This window comes from Flavobacterium sp. MDT1-60 (assembly GCF_014844035.1).
GTDB lineage: Bacteria > Bacteroidota > Bacteroidia > Flavobacteriales > Flavobacteriaceae > Flavobacterium.
Genome location: NZ_CP062159.1, coordinates 1,162,921 through 1,185,853, shown reverse-complemented (window position 1 = coordinate 1,185,853; position 22,933 = coordinate 1,162,921). Strand labels below are relative to the sequence as shown.

Below are 22,933 nucleotides of genomic sequence, written 5' to 3'. Positions count from 1 at the left end.
GATAGTACCGATTTAAAAAAGGTATTATCGAAGTTTTTTTTGTTACAATTTCTAACATTCAAATTCCATAATTTGTCATAAAAAATACTATTTTAGCCGTACCCAAAAACATTAAAATAACCTATGAAAAATTTAAAAAAGTTCGCCTTTTTAGCTTTCTTGCTATGTCTTTTTATTCCAACGATTTCTATTTCTCAAACCAACCCTCCGCCTCCGGCAATGCCGACTCAACAAAATAAAATTATAGTCGACAAAATTATCGAAGCAGCTCATTACAAGACTTATGTTGTTGATTATTGTTTAACCAAAATAAATGAGGCTTCTGCCAAAGAAGGCTGGAACGAACAAAAAACAATGGAAATTACAGAAAGTATTAATTACAAAAACTTTAGGGATGCTATCTATAACGTGTTTGCTTTTTATGATGAAGTAGAACTAGAGACGTTATTAAAGGCTTATGAAAAAGATACTGCATATCAATCCACCAATATTATGACGACTAATAAAGCACTAATTAATAACCTGAATATTTTTGCTACTGATATTGTGAAAGGAAAGTATATATCTAAATAAAGGTTCAAAATTGCAAAGGCAAAGGTTCAAAGGTTTAAAACCTTTGAACCTTTGCCTTAAACTTGAAACTTTTTTATTTTTTTGGTTTCAATAGCAGTTTTGTTGACGTTTTTATAATCTCCTCTTTATTCAGTTTCATTTTCCTGAATTTACCAGCGTTAAACATTTCTGCCTGATCGTTGTAATGCTCGCTAAATGGATTTCCGGATTGTCCGGTTGGAATAATGCTCCAACTATTTTCAATATCAGAGAAATCTACTACCCTTCTTGTTGACGGCCCACCTTTTACATAATATTTTCCTTCATCATTAAAACCAAAAAACTGGTTATTAATTACTTCATTTGATCCGGGTGCAGCAAAAGGTCCTACGTTGAATAATTTACGCAGAGCAGCTACTTTTCCAAGCGGATGTTCGTGTTCAACGGTGTGTACTTTCCCCCAATTCCAATCTCCAATAGTATTGCCTAATTGTGCCGTAAGTTGCGAAACGGCATCATGAAACGATTTTGAAACAATTTCACTTCTGGTTTCTTTTACATTTTTAGTCTTGACGTTATCCCACCAAACTGAATTTTCATTAACAATTTGTCGAGCAATAATTTGTTTTCCTAAATGCGTTCCAAGAAAAATAGTAAAAGCTTCTTTGCCCATTTCATCTTCAAAGGTGTTTTTCAAATACAAATAAATCCATTTGTTGTAAATCGTTGGGGCTACATCTTCTAAATTCGTTGTTCCTTTCCATGATTTCAAAACATTCAGTACTTCTTTTTCTTCAGCTGAAATCTTATTCTTATCCAGATTTGCAATTAAATTCTGAACAACTCCAGTCGCAACCGAAGAGGTATTATCAAAAATCATTTTGCTGATGGCTTCTTTGTCCCAATCTGATTTTGCATTCATTAAACCTGAAATTCTTTTGGCTCTGTCTTCCGGTAAATAATAACCCGGATACAAATAACCATCAATCGCTTCCGGTTGATTATTAGCTGAATATACATAACCCCATTTCGGATTTTCAGCCGATGGATTTTTAGTAAAATCTAAATATTCTGTTATATCATCTTTTCCGCTGGCGCCATCTAAGATAAAAAAAGAATTCACTCCTTTATTATGTTTATAAAGCGTTCCTGTCGCCCACCAGGCCACATTTCCTTTGGCATCGCCATACATTACATTTAATCCCGGAGCGGCAACCAATTGTACTGCTTTTCTAAAATCGTCTTTACTTTTTGCATGCGAAAGTCCATAGACCGCATCTAAAATTTGAATAGGTTGTTGCGTATAAATCCACGACATGGCGATTGGCTTTTTACTTTTCAGATTTGCTAACAAATCGCTCATAATTGGCCCGTGTCGACTTGATTTAACTGTCAAAACTACATCTGATGTATCTTTTATTTTAATTGTTTTTTTCCTGGACTCATAAGTTGCAAATCCCGTTGGTGTCTGATATTGATTTGCATCATCAGCTTTATTTGTTTCCTGATAAAAATCGATATCATCATTTTCGAACATGGTCAAGCCGTAGGCATAATTGCGGTTGTGTGCCAGTAATGGGAACGGAGTTCCGGCCAAATAACAACCATACAATTCATGATCCGGCGTTACTAAATGTGCTTCATACCAGGTGGCAGGTTGCGAAAATCCGATATGCGGATCGTTTGCAAAAATAACTTTACCGTTTTTGGTTCTATTGGGTCCAACAACCCAACTATTACTACCAACAAATGGCGGAATTGGAGATTTATCCAGCAAACTCGCTACAGATTTTGAGATCTCGCTATACTCTTCTAAATTCTCTTTTGAGTTTCTAATTTTAGTTGTATTAAATTCTCCTTCAATTCCTAACTCTTTCACATATGCAGCTCCGTATTTGGAACGAAGATCAGTCAATAACGGGTCTGTTTTTTGAGCCATCGCAAAACTGAAAGACATATATCCAAAAATATTATAAACATCTTTTATGGTAAATTTTTCCTTTTTTACTCCCACCAAAGTAAATTCAATTGGTGTTACTCCTTCATCCAAATATTGATTTATTCCATCCAGATAGGCCATGGTCAATTGATAGCTTGGACTGTTTTTGTCTAATTTGGCAATGGCTTTCGCCGATGCTTCTTCGACACCAATTCCGGAGAAAAACATATCATTTTTAAGTGCTACTGATCCGAATATTTCAGACAAACGTCCTGGCGCAATTCTGCGTAGCAATTCCATTTGCCATAATCTTTCCTGTGCGTGTACATAACCCAGCGCTGTCATCGCATCTTTTTCAGAATCGGCATAAATATGAGGAACACCAAAATCATCAAAATAAACTGTCGTTTCCTTCTGCAGATTTTTCAGCTGAACTTCACCTTCGTATTTAGGCTTCAAATGAAAAATATAAGCACATAAACCAATTCCCACAAGAACAATTATGATTACTAAAACCAACAGGATTTTTTTAATTTTTTTCATATTCAAAAAAGTATAACAATAAAAAATAATTTGGTAATGATGTAACTTAAAGAAGTAATCCTATAAGAAACAATATATTTTAAAAGCTTAAATTTAGATTTAAAATCAATACGACAAATGTCAATCTACAAAAAAATAGCAATCGGCATAATTTCAGTCTTTGTTTTTGGGCTTTTAATCAATTTCGGATTGAATTATTGGATTAAAAAACAACTGCCAATTATTATTGAGGAGAAAAATAAAACTGCTTATAATATTAATTACGAAAAGATCGAAGTTTCACTTTGGTCGAGAAATATTTATGCCCAAACTTTATTAGTTCATCCAAAAAATCAACTTGAAAATACTAAGATAAAAACCGGAATTTATTCTAAAATTGAATCAATTACGATCAAACATTTCAATATTTGGGATTTAGCTTTTCGCGATGTTATTCAGGCTGAAAGTATCATTATTAATAAACCCATGGTTATTTTATATAAAAAGAATGACAAGCTTTTAAATAATAGCAAAAGTATTCGGACTGAAATTATAGAACCCTTTCGAAAAGTCGTTGCCGTTTCTAATATTTACCTCAATGACGGAAGTGTTGATGTTGTTTATTTGAAAAATAATAAACCTATTTTCAGCGTTAAAAATATTCTGCTGAAACTCGAAGGCATTTTAATTACAGATGCAACTTTAAAGGAAAAAATTCCGATGCAGTATGAAAAATATGTTTTGGTTTGTGATAGTTTATACTATAAACCTAATCCGTTTTATCGTATGGATATTGGCCAAATCAGCACGGAAAACAACTTTTTAAAAATAAAGAAGTTTTCGATGCTGCCCGAATATAACCGAAAAACCTTTGTTCAAAAAGTAGAAAAAGAAAAAGACATTTATACTCTAAAAGCGGACTCAGTTCACATTAACAAAATGGATTGGGGATTTAAAAATGATCGCTTTTTCTTTAAGGCAAACTCAGTTGTGATGAATCATTTGGACGCTAATATTTACCGTGGAAAAATGCCGAAAGATGATTTAAGCAAAAAATATCTTTATAATCATTTATTGCGAAATATTAAATTTCCGCTTCAGATTGATACTTTACAGGTTCTCAAATCAAAATTGGTTTATGAGGAAGAAATCGACTTTTCAAAAGGCCCCGGAAAATTAAATTTCGATCATTTTAATTTGCGGGCAACTAATCTTCGAAGTGGTTTTGGTTTGAAAAAGACAGCTGATGTGAAGATTAAAATCAATTGTCAATTCATGAAAACTTCTCCTTTAAATGTTGATTGGAGTTTCAATGTTTTGGATAAAAAGGACAGTTTTCATATTCAGGGAGTTATTTCAAATTTTGATGTCGCAGCCATCGGCCGATTCAGCAAGCCTTATATGAATGCTTCATTTACCGGAGTTTTCAATAAATACCGATTTGATTTTTATGGAAATGACAATATTTCAAAAGGAAACGCTTCATTAGATTATGATGATTTAAAGGTAAAATTATACAAGAAAAAAAATCCGGAAAAAGAGGCTAAGCTAAAATCTGCGATTGTTAATTTATTGGTTAAAAATGATTCAAAAGAAAAAGCAAAAACGGCCGATGTCGAAGTCGAACGAATACAGGAAAAATCCTTCTACAACTTTTTATGGAGAAGTATTGCGGAATCTTTGAAGAAGATTTTGATATAGATTTTTTAGCCACGAATTTCACGAATTTACACGAATTATTTTTTTCTCATAGTTGCTAAAAAATTAGTGTAAATTCGTGAAATTCGTGGCAAACACTTTTCAATCCGACTATAAACCTGACAATTATCAGGCTTTATGAAAATGCTTTTTCTAACATTTGTTTTTATTTTAATTTGAAAACAAATGAAAAAAACAACCTTACATACTTTCCATATTCCGGTAATGGGACTTGCTTATACCATTGACAGCCCAATACGAGTGGCGCAATATGGAATTTCATCAGTAATTTCTATTGCTGATGATGAGTTAATTGAGAAGATGCGTAATTTTTACAGTACCAAATTCCATTTTCCACACGAAGAAATAAGTCAGAAATTTCACGATTATCGTGCCGAAAGAATTACGTCATATCTAAATTTAGTAGATAAAATTGTCAAACAAAAATTTGAAAGTTTTAAAACCGAATTAGCAGAAAGTAAGACTGCTTTAGAAAATTTTATGTCGATGCTTCCTAATTCATCTGATATCAAAAAGGGATTCCAAAACTTATTAGAAGACGGGATTTCTTTTAAAGAAAATATTCAAAATTTTATTGAATCACATCTTTCTGTTGGAGAAATTGATGTCAATATAATGACCAAACTGGATAAAGATAATTTTGTTAAAAATGAGCAACTTCCATTGGAATTTAATGATGCTCATGCAGCCTTAAGAGGTTTTGCAAATAGTAATCTCGAATCTTCAGTAGTACTTTCTGCGGGAATGAATCCGAGGCTCTACAGTTATTTTGAGAATTTTCCTGATTTCTTTCCAAATGAAAACAATCAGCTTAAAAAGAGAATTATTTTAAAAGTAAGTGACTTCCGATCGGCTATGATTCAGGGAAATTTTTTAGCCAAAAAAGGACTTTGGGTTTCTGAATATCGAATTGAATCAGGCTTAAATTGTGGAGGACATGCTTTTGCAACCGACGGGCTTTTACTAGGAACAATTCTGGAAGAATTCAAACAGAAAAAAGAGCAGTTAGTTCAATCTGCTCATCAGTTGATGGTAAAAGCGTTACAGCAAAAAAACGCACCTTATCCAGATCAGGCATTAGAACTAAAAATTACCGTTCAGGGTGGCGTAGGAACTTCAGAAGAGCATGAATTTCTATTAAGTAATTACAATATCGATTCTGTAGGCTGGGGAACTCCATTTTTATTGGTTCCTGAGGCCACTTCTGTAGATCAGACCACCCGAAATTTACTGATTAATGCGAAAGAAAGAGATTTGTATTTAAGTCATATTTCGCCTTTAGGAGTTCCATTTAATACTTTGAAAGGAACTACAAATGAAATTCTAAAACAGAAAAGAATTCAGGAAAACAAGGCAGGAAGTTCATGCCCGAAAAAATTCCTGGCATTAAGCAAAGAATATGATCCACACGGAATTTGTACTGCTTCAAAAAAATATCAGGATATAAAATTAGCAGAATTAGAAAACATAAAAGACACACTTTCTGCTGATGCCTTTGAAAAATCAAAAGTAAAAATTACTGAAAAATCTTGTTTATGTGTTGGTTTGGCCAATTCTTCTTATTTAGAAAACGACATCAAAATTAAAGGTCAGGCGCAAGGTGTTGTAATTTGTCCCGGGCCTAATATGGCTTATTTTGACCAGGAAGTTTCTTTAAAGCATATGGTAGAACATATTTACGGAAACAAGTCTGTTTTACGAGCTAATAATCGCCCTAATTTGTTTGTAAAGGAATTGAAAATGTATGTGGATTATTTTAGAAATGAAATTGAAAGTATTTCAGGTGAAATCACAGCCAATCAGCTTAAAAAATTGAATAGTTTCAAAGCAAATCTTTTAGAAGGAATTGAATACTATCATAATTTGTTCGAATCGACTTTTTATTTCAAAAGCGAAACAGAAAAAATTAAATACCAAATTGATTTTTATAAGTTAGAACTAATCTCTATAAATATTCCTTCCCACGAAATAGCGTAAAAAAAGAAGCCCCGATTTAGAATTCTAAATCGGGGCTTCTTTTTTATATCAATATTATTCTTTCTTTTTACTGCCATCAATTATAGCACCCGTTCCGGCACCAACTCCGGCTCCGGCCAAACCACCAATAATAGCACCTTCACCTTTTTTCTTACTGATTATCGCTCCTGTTGCAGCACCAACTCCGGCACCAATTACAGCACCCTTAGCGGTAGAACTCCAACCTTTCTTTTTAGTTGTTGTTGTCGTTGTTGCAGTTCCGTCTTGTTGATGAACAACTACAACTTTTTGCTCTTGTGCTTTTGCTTTTTCTGCTTCTAAATTTGCCATTTCAGTTTTCATGGAATCAATAACGCGCTGTTTATTAATTTCAACTTTCATTGAATCAATGCTGGCTTGTTTTGCTTTATTGATATCTTCTTTTCCTTGGTTTTGACAAGAAACAATAGATAATACGGCAAATAATACATATAAGGCTTTCATGGTTGTAGTTTTAATAATTATACACTACAAAGTAAAGAAGATACTTTTTTATGATGTTACATGATTTAAAATAAAGGTTACAGAATTTCACGATTTCGCGTATTTAAAAGCAAAGTATGCAAAGTTCATCCGCTTATGATACCAAAGTCGCGAAGTAGCAAAGAAAATAAAACTTTGCGGTTTCGCGACTTTGCCGAGATTCCTTTTATAGATTAATACTATTTCTCTAAAATTCCTTTTTTCAGAATTTGTCCAAAATCGTACATATCTTCATATGAACAATATAGCGGAACCGGAGCTAAACGAATTACATTCGGTTCACGCCAGTCGGTAATCACGCCGTTTTTCATTAAATAATCAAATAAACTTCTTCCTTCTCCATGTAAAAAAACAGATAATTGAGACGCTCTTTCCAAAGGATTTAAGGGTGTAATAATTTCGAAATTACCTTTAACTTCTTTATCAATTTCATGCAAAATGAATTCTAAATAAGACGTGATATGATCTCTTTTTGCAATTAAGGCATCCATTCCAACCTCAGCGAACATTTCTACTGATGCTAAATAAGGTGCTAAAGAAAGTACCGGTAAATTACTAATTTGCCATCCTCCTGCTCCATGAACAGGATCGAAAGTTGGTTCCATTTTAAAACGGCGTTCTTTGTTATGGCCCCACCAACCAGCAAATCTTGGCAAATCAGGATCATTATGATGTTTTTCGTGAACAAAACAGCCTGAAGCATTTCCAGGACCTGAATTCATGTATTTATAACTGCACCAGGCAGCAAAGTCGACATTCCAATCGTGAAGTTCTAATTTTATATTTCCGGCGGCATGTGCTAAATCCCAACCAACTTTTGCACCCGCTTTTTGGCCAGCTGCTGTGATGGTTTTGATATCGAAAACCTGTCCGGTATAATAGTTTACTCCTCCAATTAAAACCAAAGCTAGTTCATCACCAACTTCATCAATTTTTGCTAAGACATCTTCTAAGCGAATATTGTGTTCACCGTCACGACGTTTAATTTCTACGATCGCATCTTCTGGTTTATATCCATGAAAATGAACCTGACTCTGAAACATATATTGATCTGAAGGAAAAGCTTTTTCTTCGCAGATAATTTTGTAACGTTTGCCTTTTGGCTGATAAAAAGAAACCATCAGTAAATGAAGATTTACAGTCAAAGTGTTCATTACCGTAACTTCTGAAGGCAAAGCCCCTACAATTTTACTCAATGGTTCTGCAAATCTTTCCTGATAATCCCACCACGGTTTTTGTGCATAAAAATGACCTTCAACAGCCAATTTGGCCCAGTCGTTCATTACTTCGTCAATATAAGCTTTGGTGCGTTTTGGTTGTAATCCTAAGGAATTTCCTGTGAAATAAATTACGCGTTTGTCATTCACTTTCGGAAAAATAAACTGCTCCTGATAGTGATTTAAAGTGTCTTGCGAATCAAGCTCTCGTGCGAATTCGCGTGTATTTTGAAAAGTCATTGTTTTTGTTTTGAGGCGTAAAAATAACAACTTTTACTATATTCTATCAAAAATTAACACGTTTTGAGTTTTGGTTAAAGTTTTCAGTCGCAGTCGCAGTTTTCAGTTTTCAAACTGTGACGGAAGACTGAATGCAAACTGAGACTGAGACTGAGACCAAAAACCATAAAAAAACCCGTCATCAATGACAGGTTTTAAATATTTAATAATTCTATGAATTAGATAATCAACATTGCATCTCCGTAAGAATAGAATTTGTATCCTTCTTTAATTGCCTCTTCGTATGCTCTTTTCATTAAATCATGTCCACAGAAAGCAGAAATCATCATTAATAATGTTGATTTTGGTGTGTGGAAATTTGTAATCATACAGTTTGCAATACTAAAATCGTGAGGTGGAAAAATGAATTTATTTGTCCAACCTTCGTAAGGATTTAAAGTATTTTGAGATGAAACTGAACTTTCAATAGCACGCATTGAAGTCGTTCCAACAGCACAGATACGTTTTTTCTTCGTTTTTGCTTCGTTTACAATATCACAAGCTTCTTGTTTGATGATCAGTTCCTCAGAATCCATTTTGTGTTTAGATAAATCTTCAACCTCAACCGGATTAAAAGTTCCTAAACCAACGTGAAGTGTAACCTCAGCAAAGTTTATTCCTTTGATTTCTAATTTTTTCAAAAGGTGTTTTGAGAAGTGTAAACCTGCAGTTGGTGCAGCTACAGCTCCTTCTTCTTTTGCATAAATAGTTTGGTATCTTTCAGCATCTTCAGCAGTTACTTCTCTGTTGATGTATTTAGGAATTGGAGTTTCTCCAAGTTCTGTCAATTTGTTTCTGAATTCTTCGTAAGAACCGTCATATAAAAAACGTAAAGTTCTACCACGAGAAGTTGTATTGTCAATTACCTCAGCAACTAACGAATCGTCATCACCAAAATAAAGTTTGTTTCCGATACGGATTTTTCTGGCCGGATCAACCAAAACGTCCCAAAGACGTTGCTCAGAATTTAATTCTCTTAATAAGAAAACCTCGATTCTTGCTCCTGTTTTTTCTTTGTTTCCATACAAACGAGCAGGAAAAACTTTTGTATTGTTAAGAATTAAAACGTCTCCGTCATCAAAATAATTGATAACATCTTTAAACATTTTATGTTCTATAGTTTGTTTTTGACGATCGATTACCATTAAACGAGACTCATCTCTGTTTTCTGCTGGAAATTCTGCTAAAAGTTCTTTTGGTAAATTAAATTGAAAATGTGATAATTTCATATTTGAATTGTTGATTTTAAAGTGTAGATCTTAGATTTTATATCTAAAATTATAAATCGTGTGCAAATATACGATTGTGAGATAGGCGTTGTCAAGTGTTTTGATGTTTATTTTCAAAAGTCGTTGATTTACTGATGGTTTGGGACCGTTAAAAAACGTTTTTTTCACTATATTAGAAATATAAGTTCATTTAAATTGGATTCTAAAGAATTGAAACGTAATTATTTGGCTAAAGCCGAAAATAAAAACAAAAAAACCTCCAGTTAAAACTGGAGGCTATTCAAATTATGCTCATTTTGTTTAAATGAACTTCTATTTCTTATATGGTGGAAAATTTACAATTCTGAAATTTGCAAGTTTAGTGTCTCTAAATCATTCCAGAAATCCGGGTATGATTTTGAAACTACTCCTGCATCTTCGATAATAATTGGAACTTTCAGAGCTAATGGAGCAAATGCCATTGCCATACGGTGATCGTTGTATGTCGCAATTTTTACATTATGGTTGATATTTTCTGAAGCTGTTAAAGTCAATGAATCATTTGTAACAGAAATAGTAGCTCCCAATTTTGTAAGCTCGATTTTTAATGCTTCCAATCGATCCGTTTCTTTAATTTTTAAAGTATGAAGACCTGTTAAATGGCAACCGATTCCCAAACCTAAACATGTCACAACGATTGTTTGCGCAATATCCGGTGTATTGTTTAATTCAAAATTTATGGTTTCATATTTAAAATTCTCTTGTTTTACCAATGTCATTTTATTATTTTGAAACGTTGTTTTCACTCCTAATTTCTCATAAAATGAAACCAATTCAGAATCTCCTTGTAAGCTATTTTCTTTATAACTGGTTAATGTTATTGAAGCCGTATCAGCCAAAGCCACTAAACTAAAAAAGTAAGATGCCGAGCTCCAGTCAGATTCTACAACCATTTCTTTTGAAGCAACAGTTTCTTTAGGATAAACTTTAATGACATTTCCTTCAAAACTAGTTTGAATATCTAAATCATTCAGCAACGCTAAAGTCATTTTGATATAAGGAATTGAAGTAATTTCTCCTTCTAAAGTCAACTCTAAACCATTTTCTAATTTTGAAGCTACTAATAAAAGTGCCGAAATATATTGGCTGCTAACATTCGCTGCCAAAGTTACTTTTGAAGCGGTAACTTTTTTTCCTTTGATTTTTATAGGTGGATAACCTACTTCTTTTTCATATGAGATTTCAACACCTAATTGTGCTAAAGCTTCCACTAAAATTTTAATCGGACGCTCCTGCATTCTGCCTGAACCTGTCATAACTACATCTCTGCCTTCGTTCACAGCAAAATAAGCTGTTAAAAAGCGCATTGCTGTTCCGGCGTGATGAATATCTACAATTTCATCATTCCCAACCAAAGCTTTTTGCATTACCTCACTGTCATCAGAGTTTGAAGTGTTGGCAAGTGTAATATTTGGAAATAATGCTTTTAACAACAATAAACGATTGGTTTCGCTTTTTGATCCTGTTACTGCAATTTGTCCTTGTAAGTTATGTTGAGTTGTCTGAAGTAGTAAATTCATTTTTTTAATTGTAAGTTGTAAATTATGAATTATGAATGATTAGAAACGTAATTCAGCCATGCAAATTTACCACTCCCCGTTCATAATTCAAAATTCAAAACTCATAATTCAAAACTTATGAGTGATATTTCACAATTATTTTAATTTATCGTTGTTTTTATGACGATCCTTATCTCTAACCGATTTCAAATCCATTTTTTTATCAAAAGCGGCTTGCAGATCTATTCCGGTCTGATTCGCGAGGCATAAAACTACAAAAACAACATCAGCCAATTCTTCGCCTAAATCTTTGTTTTTATCGCTTTCTTTCTCAGATTGTTCACCATAGCGGCGCGCGATAATTCGGGCTACTTCACCTACTTCTTCAGTAAGTTGTGCCATATTGGTTAATTCGTTAAAATAGCGAACTCCGTGTTCTTTTATCCAGGTATCAACATCAAGTTGGGCATTTTTCAAATCCATCGTTATATTTTTTTAAGAACAATTTTTTCATTTTGACTGGCAAGAATTTTCTGAAAAATATCTTTCAATCCAGTATACTCATCTGCTGCAAAAATACTATTGTTAATCTCTTTTATACAACTAATTTGAATTTTATTCCCTACGTTAGAAATATTAAAAATATAAGTTATCGCTTTATCTTCAGTAGAGATTCGAACAGGAGTTGGTATTGACTCTACAACATATCCTTCTGGAATATCTAAATTTAAATTGAACTTTTCCTGTGTTGGATATCCAAAATAAATTCCCATTTGTCTTTTTTCCTGCGTAAAAGGATTTTTTGTTCTGGTAAAAAACAATAACGGATTAATGAATATTTTACCACCAATAATCTCCGATTGATTATCTGAACTAAAAGAAAAAGTCTCTATAATCGGATTTGAAAAATTCGTTTTCTTGTTTTCAATTGCATAATCTGATATCTTCAAATCGCCTAATTGCTCTTCGTACTTTTCAAGATAGTTTTCCTGATTTTTATCTGCATTTTCAACTCTGAAAGTATAAGCATCATAATCTGTTCTTTGCACTCTAACCTTTCCTTCTATTTTACCCGAAGCATCTAATTTGGCTACTGTATTTGAAAATTCTTTAGATACTGAAACCGGATATAAATCAATTTCTTTTGATGTCCCATCTTTCTCAATCAGTCTTCCCTTCCAATTCAACACGTTTAAAGGCAAAATATTTGGCGAAGTAAATTTATGAGAAGCATCTAGCAGGATTTGTTTTCCATCAATTTCGGCAGCAGCAATAACGTAATTAAAACCAGTTCTTGTAGGATATACAGGAATTCCATTATCAATTGTACTGACCAAAACCGGACTTACTTCTACACTGGCCAATTTCAGCATATTAATCAATATAAAATTGATTTCGGCTACATTTCCAGTTTGATTTGTATACGCTTTTCTAACTCCTATATCAGTATAATAACCATTCTCTTCATTCCAGTTCATTTTATTCTGAACGAATTTAAAAATGATATTTAATCTCTCATTAAGCGATTCAACATTCCCTAATAATTTTTTGACATCTTCCAGCAAAAAATCATTTTGACTGAGTTCTTTTCCAAAATTTTCGTCCTTAAAAATAGTTGAGGCAACTCCTTCCCAAGTCATTGTAAAATCTTTTACAGGCTGCTCTGGATAACGTATGCGTTCAAGCTCGTGTTGAATGCTTCCTTTATAATTATCAATATTATTTACGTAAGGCTCTAATATTAATGGAGAAATATCTTTTCCGCTAAATAGAGAATTAACTTGTCTGAAGTAAAGTGTGCTCGTTTGGTTGTGCTCATTCTCAAAACTCTGGCTTCCTGCAACAATTTTAGAATCTGATGTTACAGGTGTCCTTCCGACTAAAATCGTCTTGTAGATGTAGAATTCAGGAATCTCGGTTTTATATTCAAAATAATCAACAGGAATTTCATATTGAAAATCAAAATCCGGAAGTTTTACAATATTCTCTGTTTTTAAGATATATTTATATTCAATAATCGACCCTACTTTTACATTTGGTAATGTTATGGTTTTCTCATTCCAATATTTATTTATTTTCTTCTTAAAAGTTCCCTGATTGTCCAATTTTGTCTTGACAATTGAACCATTTTCCAAATTATAAGTAACACCTTGTGAAAACTCCAATCGATCTTCATTTAGTTTTTCATAACCAATATAAAATCGGACTTTTTGATCTGCCCAGGCAAGTCCTTCTTTTTTATAAATTTTAATTTTAAATTCATAAACATGATTCGCAGAAAAACCATTAGTATTATTGTAAGTAAAAAAAGTTCTTCCTTTCTTAAAAATGATTGCCGCAGGTGCAGTAGTGTCTTTCGGATGCACTTTTTCCTGTAATTGCGCTACAGTCACTTTCCCTAATTCATAATTTTGGGCATTAATTTTTGAAATACAGAAAAAAACAAAAATTATTATTAAGCTTTGAAACTTCATGTTTAGATTCTTTTTAAAACTATTTTTTCATTTTGACTCACAATTATATTTTGAAAAAACTCTTTGAGCATATCATAATCATCCGTAGCAAAAATATATTTGTTTATTTCCTTAACAACCTGAATATGGACTTTGTTTTCTTCAGAAATCATATTCATTGTATAAGATGCATCTCTGTTTTCTGTTACAATTCGCATTGGCTTTGGAAGCGATTCAACAACAAAACCATCTGGAATATCTAAAAATACGTTATAAGTCTCCTGACTTGGATACCCAAAATAAATAGGCATTTGTCTTTTTTCTTGCTTAAACGGATTAATGACATCAGTAAAAAAAAGTATTGGTCTTAAAAATATTTTCCCACCAATAATATCATAAGAGTGTCTGGCCTTAAAATTAAATTCTTCCTGAACTGGTTTTGATAAATCTCCGATTTTATTCTCGATCTTATAGTCTTCGATTTCAATTTTTCCTAAATCATTCTCTAATTTTTCGAGATAAGAATTCTCATTACTATTTGAATTTATTTCTCTAAAACGAAAAGCATCATAATCTGTTTTCTTGATTCGCAACCTTCCGTCAATCTCACCAAGATCAGGATTTATACTTGCTGTTATTGTATAATTTTCTTTTGAAGCTATTTTAGGAATCATATCAATTTCTTGAGAAGAACCATCTTCTTTGATAAGCCTGCCTTTCCAGTTTAAAAGATTTAATGGCAAAATATTAGGCGTTGTAAACTTATTTGAAGCATCCATCAAAATTTTCTGTCCCTCAATTTCGGCAGCACCAATGACATAATTAAAAACAGTTCTATTTGGAAATACCGGAACACCATTTTCAACTGTACTCGCTAAAACAGGATTTACGTCGATTCCGGCTGCTTTAAGCATCGAAATCAAAATAAAATTTATTTCAGCAACATTTCCTGACTTTTCTTCATAGGCTTTTTTTACACCTTTATCTACAAAGTACCCCCTTTTTCCCGTCCAGTTCATTCTATTTTGAACAAACTGAAAAATCAAGTTTAACCGTTCTTTTTTAGAATCTGTTTTCTGCAAGATCTCTTTTATATCTTCTAAAAAATAATCTTTTTGTTTAAGTTCTCCTCCAAAATCCTTATTCTTATAGATTGAAGTAGCTACGCCTTCCCATGTTTTTGTATAATCAATACCTGGCTTATCAGGATATCTTTCTTTTTCTAATTCGTTTTGAATTGACCCTTTATAATTATTTATATTATCAACAAATCTTTCCTCATTAAGTGCCGGAATATCTTTTGAAGTATAAAAACTATTAATCTGTTTATAACCTCTTGCAAAGACCTGACTACTTAAAACTAATTCTGCTTTTGTTTCTATTTTTAAATTTCCGATAAGCAAAGATTTATAAATAAAAAACTCGGGAATCTCTGTTTTATACTCGAAATAACTGACCGGAATAGTATATTGAAAATCAAAATCAGGTAGCTTCACTATATTTTCTGATTTCAAGACATACTTAAATTCTATAATAGAACCTACTTTAACATTTGGTAAGGTGATAGTCGCCTTGTTCCAATAATTGTTTATTTTATTTTTGAAACTTCCCTCACTATTCAGTTTCGTTTTTACAATTTCTCCATTTTCAAGATTGTATGTTGCTGCGTTAGAAAAATTCACAGTATCATCATTCAGATTCTCATATCCTACATAATAAGAAACTTCCTGATTTGCCCATTTTAATCCTTCTTTTTTATAAATTTTAATCCTGAATTCATAGACATTATTAATAACAAGTCCTTTTCCTTCAGTATAGGTAAAAAAGGTTCTTCCTTTTTTAAATAAAATAGCGGCCGGAGCCGCTGTATCTTTTGCATTCGATTTTTCTTGTAATTCAGCAATTGTAACTTTCCCCAACTCATAATTTTGAGCATTGACTTTTGAAGCCCCCAAAACCAATAAAGCGGAGACAACCATTAAACGTAATCCCATTTTTAAATTCTTTTTAAAACTATTTTCTCGGTTTCTTTTGCAACCATTCCTTTGTAATATTCTTTTAGCATTTCGTATTTCTCTGTAGAAATAATGGCTTCATTAATTTGATTTGATATCATCAATTGCAACGTTCCATCGTTTGACGCAATATTGAACTTAAAAGTACCTAAATCATCTGCCATCGCAATTACTGCAGGTGCTGGGAGTGTTTCTACTGCAAATCCCTCAGGTATTTTAATAATAATATTGTATTTATCAGCAAAAGGGTATTTAAAATCCACCGGATATTCTCTGATTTCCTGCTTAAATGGATTTTGGCTTTCTGTAAAAAACAACATAGGATTTACATAAATTTTTCCTCCAATAACTTCACACAAATCGTTTCCGGTAAAAGAATACGATTCTATCATTGGTAATAAAATTTCCTTTTCATTAGTTCTGGAATATTCGCTAATTTCAATTTTATTATTTTCATTCTCCAACCTTTCCAAATAAGTTTCTTCTTTAACGCCATCAATATTATCTCTTGTAACTAATGCATTATAATCTGTACATTGTCTTCTTGTTTTACCAGTAATTTTACCATCAGCATCAATAGTATAATTCATAAAAACGGTATCAAGGGATGGTTTTTTAGGCATCAAATCAATTTCTTCAGAACTTCCATCTTTACGAATTAATCTTCCGTACCAATTTAAACAGTGAACCGGCAAAACATTTGGAATTGAAAATTTATCAGATGCATCTAAAAGAACATATCCCGTTGGAGTTTCAACAGCTGCAATTACATAATTGAAAGCATTTCTATTGGGAAATAATGAAATTCCGTTAGAGCGTGTACTAACCAAAACAGGATCTGCATTTAAACCTGCAAAGCGCAACATTGCAGTTAGCATTAAATTGATATCCCCAATATTTCCTGTTTTTTCTTTATAAGCCTTCTTAACGCCCAAATCGCAATCGTAACCAGTATACTTGTTCCATTTTACATTTGATTTCACATGATTTAAAATAGCCAATATTTTTTCTTCAGGTGTGTTTTTTCCGGCTAACAACACTTCCAGGTCATCTTCAAAATAACCCGTCTTATTTAGTTCCGGTCCAAAAGTATCGTAATCGTAAATTGTTTTCGCAACCGAATTCCAATCTGTAGAATATGGTTTTAATGGTTCATTGGGAAATTTAACCATCGCTAATTCATGCTCTATACTAGAGACATAATTATCCATATTATTCACAAAAGCTTCGTCTTTCATAGCGGGAAAATCTTGAGCTATATAAGTATTTTGACTCTCTATATACTCCACTTTTTCAGTAGAATACTCCGTTCTTATCACTCGTCCTTCAGATCTTTCCTTACTTGTAAGAGTAATTGATTTATTGTTTTTTGTGGCTGTAACTTTAGGAAAAATATATCCTTTTTGTCTTGGATTAAAAACATAATATTCAGGAATATAAGTACTGAATTCTGAATAATTTACCGGAATACTGGATTGAAAATTCCATTCTCTGATCATTCTGGAAGGACTTTTTACAGAATATTTAAATTCTACAACTGAACCTTCTTTTACGTTAGGCATAGTGATCTTTTTTTGACCTCTTACCTTATCTAATACTTCGTCAAAAGTTCCTTCACTCTTTAGTTTAGTTTTTTCAATTTTACCATTAACCAAATTATAAGTATATGCATCAGTAAAAAACACTTTTTCAGTCAAATTTGAGGTATTAAAATACCAAACACTATGATTTGCCCAATTATAACCTTCTTTTTTATATATTTTTATTCGGGTTTCAACATCGGTCAAAACCACAAATCCGTCAGTTTGATCATATTCGATTCTTGATTTTCCCTTTTTATACAAAACAGCTGCAACTGCTGCTGAATCTTTTGGATGCACTTTTTGCTCTAATTCAGCAATGGATACCTTTCCTAATTTAAATTCCTGTGCTGTTACTTTCGAAAAAAACAGTAAGAGAACAGATAGACTAAAAAGTTTGATAGATTTCATTGGTTGGTTTTTGGTTAGTTTTTGGTAAGGATAATTTTAGCGTTATCGTTTCTCGATACTTGTTCCATAAAAAGGCGATATTCATCGTATTCCTTATTCGAATATTTACCTTTATTTACGAGCATAGAGCGTTTGTAAAGCAGTTTGTTATTTTCTTTTTTGATGATTTCAGTTTTGTATTCTCCAAATTTCCCCTTCAATTCATAGTTTGAAGGCAAAAACTCAATAGCAAAACCAGCTGGTAAATTAATTTCAATTTCATCTGTATCCAAATAACCACGCTGAATCTCAAAAGGATTTTTTCTATTTCTGATCCGTCTTACATTTTCGGCATTTTGATTAAATGCATCGACAGCAAAAATCATTTTATTAGCCGAAATTGGAGCATAGTTCATTGCACTAATTTGAATATCCTCAGTAAAACGAATGCTTTGCTTATCGTTAGTAAAATTTATTTTACCTAATTTCAGATTATTGATATGATCCCAATACTTCTTATAATATTTTTCTTTTTCTGTAGGCTGACTACTTTCTAGTCTTTGTTTAGAATTATACTGAGAACCTTCTGAAATTATCGAAATTGAACCCGAAAAATTACCGTTTTCATCAATAGTATAAATTCCTTTATCAATTTGCCTGTTACCTTTGTCCTCATATATTTTAGTTCTTACAATTACACCACCTTCCGGTTTAACAACTAAAACGTCTCTATCGTCTGTAAAAGTTCCCTGATAACCAAAAGGATCATCCTGGCTGGTACATTCCAGAAAAGTATAATTATCCCCATTTGGGATTGCCAGGATCATATGGTTTCCCTGCATCGAAACAAAATCAGACTGGATGTTCGATTTATAGGTATCGCCATACAAAATAGTGTTATAGGAAGGAACATCAACAGCCTGTAAAAGTGCTTTGGTGTAATTTGACAATGCTTTACAATCTCCATATCCTAAACGATCAACATCTGCTGCAAGCATTGGTTTCCATCCTCCAATACCAACAGCAATATTTACATATCTTGATTTTTTCTGAACATAGTCATAAATGATTTTTGCTTTCTTTATTGGGTCTTTTTCATCACCTACTAATGCTTTTATTTTCGCTTTAGTTTCTTCAGATAAATCAGTAGTTCCGGTTAGAATTTTGTCACTGTACCATTTACCAAATGCTTCCCAGGTTTTAGCCGTTCCGTCAACACCTTCTAAATGAAAATTCTCCAGACCCATGATAACTCTTGGAAAAAGATCTCTCCCGGAAGGGCTTAAATTTTCAGGTTTCTGAGCTAAAATATTGTTCGCAACATAGCTTAATTGTGTGTCCGTATCTAAAGTTTTTTTGATATTATAACCGGTAAATTGAAATTCTTTCTTTTTAAATCCGAGATTATTTGGATAAGTAACATTTAAAACGCATTTCTCAATACTTACAGAATAGCCTCCTAAGAAATACCATTGTGGTAAAAAGGCTGTATTTGAACTTTCAATCTCACTATTGTAAACAATGGTAAAAGGATAAGAAACCGGAGTATATTCTAAAAAAATTACACGATTATCTGAGAAGAGGGTGCTCCCGCTAACTGCACTTTGGTCTTTAAAATCTTTACGTTTAATTTTCTTGATTTCATTCCCAAAAGCATCATAAACAATCGCTTCAATATTTTTTACCGAAGTGGATTTATCATATCCCTGATAGGCTTCGATGTCACTCAACCCTGTTTCATTAAAAACCGTTACAATTCTTTGTGTTTTAATGTTCATAGCTCTTTGCGAAGCAATGACTATATCCATTTGATCCAAGCGCACCACAGCATCGGCATTAGCCTTTAAACTATCAGTAAGAGTTAAAACAGAATAATTGTTCTTTTGAGCAGAAGAAATAAAGGAAAATAACAAAAAAAATAACGCAAAAAAAGGTTTTTTCATTAGTAGGGAATTTCTCCAAATATATATTATTTTTAGAAATCCTTAACATTTGTTTATGAATTTTTATTCCCTGTTTTTGCTGTCAATTAAAATCGTAACCGGGCCGTCATTCAACAGACTGACTTTCATATCTGCACCAAAAATTCCGGTCTGTACTTTTTTATTAAAATCTTTTTCTAAAGATTTTACGAAGTTCTCATACATCGGAATCGCAAACTCTGGCTTTGAAGCTTTTATATACGAAGGGCGGTTTCCTTTTTTTGTAGAAGCGTGAAGTGTAAACTGACTTACTACAATGATATCGCCGTCAATATCCTGAACCGAGCAATTCATGACGTCATTTTCATCGCCAAAAATTCTCATTTTAATGATTTTTCCAACCAGCCAATCGATGTCTTCCCGGGTATCGGAATCTTGAATCCCAACTAACACTAATAGTCCTTTATGAATATCGGCAACAATTTTAGAATCTACCGTTACAGATGCCTGAGAAACTCTTTGAAGAACTATTTTCATGTTTTTTAATGATGTGGTTTTTGCCACAGATTACAGGATTAAAAAGATTTTTAAATTCTGTTGTTAGATGCACTGCAGTGCATCTCTACAATAAACTATTGTTTATGATTATTATAGGTTTGGAATTTGGACCCGAGCGCTAGCGAACAGGCGAAGCAATTTTTATTTTGGAATTTATTTCTGGTTTCTGGTTTCATCGCTAATTTTACGATCTTCATCATACGAATCTGTACGATAATTTTCTTCATCGCCTTCAAGAATTTTCAAATAACTATTGTAACGCGTCCACGAAATTTCGTCTTTTTCCAAAGCTGCTTTTATAGCACAGTGTGGTTCTTCTTTATGCAGACAATTGTTGAATTTACATTGATCTTTCAGTCTGAAAAACTCAGGAAAATAGCCGCTGATTTCTTCTTTTTCCATATCCACAATTCCGAAACCTTTAATTCCCGGGGTATCAATAATTTTAGCATTAAAAGACAAGTCATACATTTCAGCAAAAGTAGTGGTGTGCTGACCTTGTTTACTGGCTTCTGAAATGGTTTTGGTTTTAAGATGCAAAGAAGGCTCCATAGCATTTACCAAAGTTGATTTTCCCACACCGGAATGTCCAGAGAACATACTTACTTTACCAATCATCATTTCTTTCAGTTCCTCAATTCCCTTCATTTCAGTCGACGAAACGCGAAGGCATTTATAACCAATCTGCTCATAGACATATTGCATATACAATTGATCATCTAACGTAGCATCGTCAAAAGTATCGATCTTATTAAAAACTAATATAGTTTCAATATTATAAGCTTCGGCAGTTACCAAAAAAACGGTCTATAAAATTGAAGGTTGTGGGTGGATTATTAATCGTTATCAATAAAAAGACACGATCAATATTCGACGCAATAATATGCATTTGATGCGAAAGGTTAACCGATTTACGAACAATGTAATTCTTTCTTTCGTGAATATTAAAAATAGTTCCGGTTACAGCATCTGAAGTTTCTTCGAGTTCATAATCGACAATATCGCCTACAGCAATAGGATTAGTACTTTTTATACCTTTCATCCTAAACTTCCCTTTCATACGGCATTCTATAAAATCGCCTTGTTCCGATTTTACGGTATACCAACTTCCTGTAGATTTATATACGAGTCCTGTCATTTTTTAATTTTAGATATACGATTTTAGATTTCAGATTTGAAAACTAAATCTTTGCAAAGATAAATGAATAATTTTAAACATAGCCCACGGTTTTAAACGTGTGGATAAAGATTATGATTATTGATTTACGTCCCCACGGTTGAAACCGTGGGCTATGTAATATAAAACAAAAATCCCCAAATCTTCTAAAGAAGAAATGAGGATTTATATTTAAAACAACCACTATGTTATAAGTAAATTTATAGTTAATGTTACAAATAACTTAAATAGACTTATACCACTTATATGGTTTAAAAAATATTATGCGTTGAATATTTTTTCCTGGTGACCGATACTTTCCTGGTGGATTGCTTTGAACATTCTCAAAACAAACTCTTCAGTAAGACCTTTTTTCTCACCTTCTAAAATCATTTTTCCTAAGATTTCATTCCAACGATTGTTTTGAAGAATCGCTACGTTTGCATCTTTTTTCACCTGACCAATTTCGTCAGCTACTTTCATACGTTTTCCTAATAACTCTAATAAGTTAGCATCCAAAACGTCGATATTGGCTCTTAATTTAGTCATTTTTGAACTGTACTCATCTGTAGTGTCATCTGTTTTTCTGATCGTCAAATCTTTAATAATTTGTTTCAAAACATCAGGAGTAACTTGTTGAGCAGCATCAGACCAGGCGTTGTCCGGATCGTAGTGCGTTTCGATAATCATACCATCGTAATTCAAATCTAAAGCCTCTTGTGTTACTTCGAAAATCATTTTACGATCTCCGGTAATGTGAGATGGATCGATGATTAAAGGTAAATCAGGGAATTTATTTTGCAATTCGATAGCAATTTGCCATTCCGGAATGTTTCTGTATTTTGTTTTCTCGTAAGTAGAGAAACCTCTGTGAATTACTCCTAATTTCTCAATTCCAGCCATGTGCAAACGCTCAACACCACCTAACCATAAAGCTAAATCCGGATTTACAGGGTTTTTAACCAAAACGATTTTATCAGTTCCTTTTAATGTATCAGCAATTTCCTGAACTGCGAATGGGTTTGCAGTTGTACGTGCACCAACCCATAAAACGTCGATATCATGTTCTAAAGCCAGTTTACAATGCGCTGCAGTCGCAACTTCAGTTCCCATTAATAAACCAGTTTCTTTTTTAGCTTTTTGTAACCATTTTAAACCAATTTCTCCAACACCTTCAAATCCTCCCGGACGCGTTCTTGGTTTCCAGATTCCAGCTCTGAATACACTAACTTTTGAATCTTTCAATTCATGAGCAATCTTTAATACTTGATCTTCCGTTTCTGCACTACAAGGTCCAGCTATCACAAGTGGGTGATTTAAATTGAAATCTTCTAACCACTTTCTCATTTCTTTCTTATTTTCCAT

The 22,933-nt window shown here is 32.8% G+C and carries 15 protein-coding genes and 1 pseudogene; 3 read left to right on the top strand and 13 right to left on the bottom strand.

Going from position 1 to position 22,933, the window contains the following annotated elements; genetic code table 11:
- Positions 1–123 precede the first annotated feature (123 nt).
- A complete protein-coding gene (locus IHE43_RS04925; RefSeq protein ID WP_192186943.1) occupies positions 124–573 on the top strand; it encodes a hypothetical protein in 450 nt (149 codons plus the stop codon).
- A gap of 73 nt (positions 574–646) precedes the next feature.
- Here the strand turns inward: IHE43_RS04925 and IHE43_RS04920 are convergent, their stop codons facing one another.
- The gene (locus IHE43_RS04920; protein ID WP_192186942.1) at positions 647–3,034 is read right to left on the bottom strand and encodes a penicillin acylase family protein; all 2,388 of its coding nucleotides are present in this window, start codon (positions 3,032–3,034) and stop codon (positions 647–649) included.
- Positions 3,035–3,151: 117 nt separating this feature from the next.
- Here IHE43_RS04920 and IHE43_RS04915 point away from each other — a divergent pair, with 117 nt between their 5' ends.
- Positions 3,152–4,714 (top strand): hypothetical protein, encoded by a 1,563-nt coding sequence (locus IHE43_RS04915; RefSeq protein ID WP_192186941.1) that lies wholly within the window; start codon positions 3,152–3,154, stop codon positions 4,712–4,714.
- Between the two features lie 183 nt (positions 4,715–4,897).
- On the top strand, positions 4,898–6,709 hold the full coding sequence (locus IHE43_RS04910; protein ID WP_192186940.1) for a hypothetical protein: 1,812 nt from the start codon (positions 4,898–4,900) through the stop codon (positions 6,707–6,709).
- A gap of 54 nt (positions 6,710–6,763) precedes the next feature.
- Here the strand turns inward: IHE43_RS04910 and IHE43_RS04905 are convergent, their stop codons facing one another.
- From IHE43_RS04905 to IHE43_RS04850, 12 genes and pseudogenes are all read right to left on the bottom strand, one after another.
- The gene (locus IHE43_RS04905; RefSeq protein ID WP_192186939.1) at positions 6,764–7,192 is read right to left on the bottom strand and encodes a YMGG-like glycine zipper-containing protein; all 429 of its coding nucleotides are present in this window, start codon (positions 7,190–7,192) and stop codon (positions 6,764–6,766) included.
- Between the two features lie 218 nt (positions 7,193–7,410).
- On the bottom strand, positions 7,411–8,688 hold the full coding sequence (kynU, locus tag IHE43_RS04900; protein ID WP_192186938.1) for a kynureninase: 1,278 nt from the start codon (positions 8,686–8,688) through the stop codon (positions 7,411–7,413).
- A gap of 218 nt (positions 8,689–8,906) precedes the next feature.
- Complete coding sequence (gene queA / locus IHE43_RS04895; RefSeq protein WP_192186937.1) at positions 8,907–9,956, bottom strand: tRNA preQ1(34) S-adenosylmethionine ribosyltransferase-isomerase QueA; 1,050 nt, start codon at positions 9,954–9,956, stop codon at positions 8,907–8,909.
- Between the two features lie 335 nt (positions 9,957–10,291).
- A complete protein-coding gene (locus tag IHE43_RS04890; protein ID WP_192186936.1) occupies positions 10,292–11,515 on the bottom strand; it encodes a 3-phosphoshikimate 1-carboxyvinyltransferase in 1,224 nt (407 codons plus the stop codon).
- A 135-nt stretch (positions 11,516–11,650) separates the two neighbouring features.
- Positions 11,651–11,977, bottom strand: coding sequence for a nucleotide pyrophosphohydrolase (locus tag IHE43_RS04885; RefSeq protein WP_012022600.1), 327 nt, complete (start codon positions 11,975–11,977; stop codon positions 11,651–11,653).
- Positions 11,978–11,979: 2 nt separating this feature from the next.
- Complete coding sequence (locus IHE43_RS04880; RefSeq protein ID WP_192186935.1) at positions 11,980–13,968, bottom strand: DUF3857 domain-containing protein; 1,989 nt, start codon at positions 13,966–13,968, stop codon at positions 11,980–11,982.
- A 2-nt stretch (positions 13,969–13,970) separates the two neighbouring features.
- On the bottom strand, positions 13,971–15,941 hold the full coding sequence (locus tag IHE43_RS04875; protein WP_225585382.1) for a DUF3857 domain-containing protein: 1,971 nt from the start codon (positions 15,939–15,941) through the stop codon (positions 13,971–13,973).
- Between the two features lie 2 nt (positions 15,942–15,943).
- Entirely contained in the window at positions 15,944–17,953 is a 2,010-nt protein-coding gene (locus IHE43_RS04870) for a DUF3857 domain-containing protein (protein WP_192186934.1), read from the bottom strand.
- Positions 17,954–17,967: 14 nt separating this feature from the next.
- Positions 17,968–19,875, bottom strand: a complete 1,908-nt coding sequence (locus IHE43_RS04865) for a DUF3857 domain-containing protein (protein WP_192186933.1) — start codon at positions 19,873–19,875, stop codon at positions 17,968–17,970.
- Positions 19,876–19,938: 63 nt separating this feature from the next.
- Positions 19,939–20,391 (bottom strand): D-aminoacyl-tRNA deacylase, encoded by a 453-nt coding sequence (gene dtd, locus IHE43_RS04860; RefSeq protein WP_192186932.1) that lies wholly within the window; start codon positions 20,389–20,391, stop codon positions 19,939–19,941.
- 174 nt (positions 20,392–20,565) lie between these two features.
- Positions 20,566–21,550 (bottom strand): annotated as a pseudogene (rsgA, locus tag IHE43_RS04855) (ribosome small subunit-dependent GTPase A).
- A gap of 300 nt (positions 21,551–21,850) precedes the next feature.
- Entirely contained in the window at positions 21,851–22,933 is a 1,083-nt protein-coding gene (locus IHE43_RS04850) for a bifunctional 3-deoxy-7-phosphoheptulonate synthase/chorismate mutase type II (RefSeq protein ID WP_192186931.1), read from the bottom strand.

What these genes read in the sequence shown, in the direction of transcription:
- IHE43_RS04905 (WP_192186939.1), bottom strand. Translation starts at nt 7,192, where the DNA reads ATGAAAGCCTTATATGTATTATTTGCCGTATTATCTATTGTTTCTTGT.
- IHE43_RS04870 (WP_192186934.1), bottom strand. Translation starts at nt 17,953, where the DNA reads ATGAAATCTATCAAACTTTTTAGTCTATCTGTTCTCTTACTGTTTTTT.
- kynU (WP_192186938.1), bottom strand. Translation starts at nt 8,688, where the DNA reads ATGACTTTTCAAAATACACGCGAATTCGCACGAGAGCTTGATTCGCAA.
- IHE43_RS04865 (WP_192186933.1), bottom strand. Translation starts at nt 19,875, where the DNA reads ATGAAAAAACCTTTTTTTGCGTTATTTTTTTTGTTATTTTCCTTTATT.
- IHE43_RS04910 (WP_192186940.1), top strand. Translation starts at nt 4,898, where the DNA reads ATGAAAAAAACAACCTTACATACTTTCCATATTCCGGTAATGGGACTT.
- IHE43_RS04885 (WP_012022600.1), bottom strand. Translation starts at nt 11,977, where the DNA reads ATGGATTTGAAAAATGCCCAACTTGATGTTGATACCTGGATAAAAGAA.
- IHE43_RS04875 (WP_225585382.1), bottom strand. Translation starts at nt 15,941, where the DNA reads ATGGGATTACGTTTAATGGTTGTCTCCGCTTTATTGGTTTTGGGGGCT.
- queA (WP_192186937.1), bottom strand. Translation starts at nt 9,956, where the DNA reads ATGAAATTATCACATTTTCAATTTAATTTACCAAAAGAACTTTTAGCA.
- IHE43_RS04880 (WP_192186935.1), bottom strand. Translation starts at nt 13,968, where the DNA reads ATGAAGTTTCAAAGCTTAATAATAATTTTTGTTTTTTTCTGTATTTCA.
- IHE43_RS04890 (WP_192186936.1), bottom strand. Translation starts at nt 11,515, where the DNA reads ATGAATTTACTACTTCAGACAACTCAACATAACTTACAAGGACAAATT.
- IHE43_RS04850 (WP_192186931.1), bottom strand. Translation starts at nt 22,933, where the DNA reads ATGGAAAATAAGAAAGAAATGAGAAAGTGGTTAGAAGATTTCAATTTA.
- IHE43_RS04915 (WP_192186941.1), top strand. Translation starts at nt 3,152, where the DNA reads ATGTCAATCTACAAAAAAATAGCAATCGGCATAATTTCAGTCTTTGTT.
- dtd (WP_192186932.1), bottom strand. Translation starts at nt 20,391, where the DNA reads ATGAAAATAGTTCTTCAAAGAGTTTCTCAGGCATCTGTAACGGTAGAT.
- IHE43_RS04925 (WP_192186943.1), top strand. Translation starts at nt 124, where the DNA reads ATGAAAAATTTAAAAAAGTTCGCCTTTTTAGCTTTCTTGCTATGTCTT.
- IHE43_RS04920 (WP_192186942.1), bottom strand. Translation starts at nt 3,034, where the DNA reads ATGAAAAAAATTAAAAAAATCCTGTTGGTTTTAGTAATCATAATTGTT.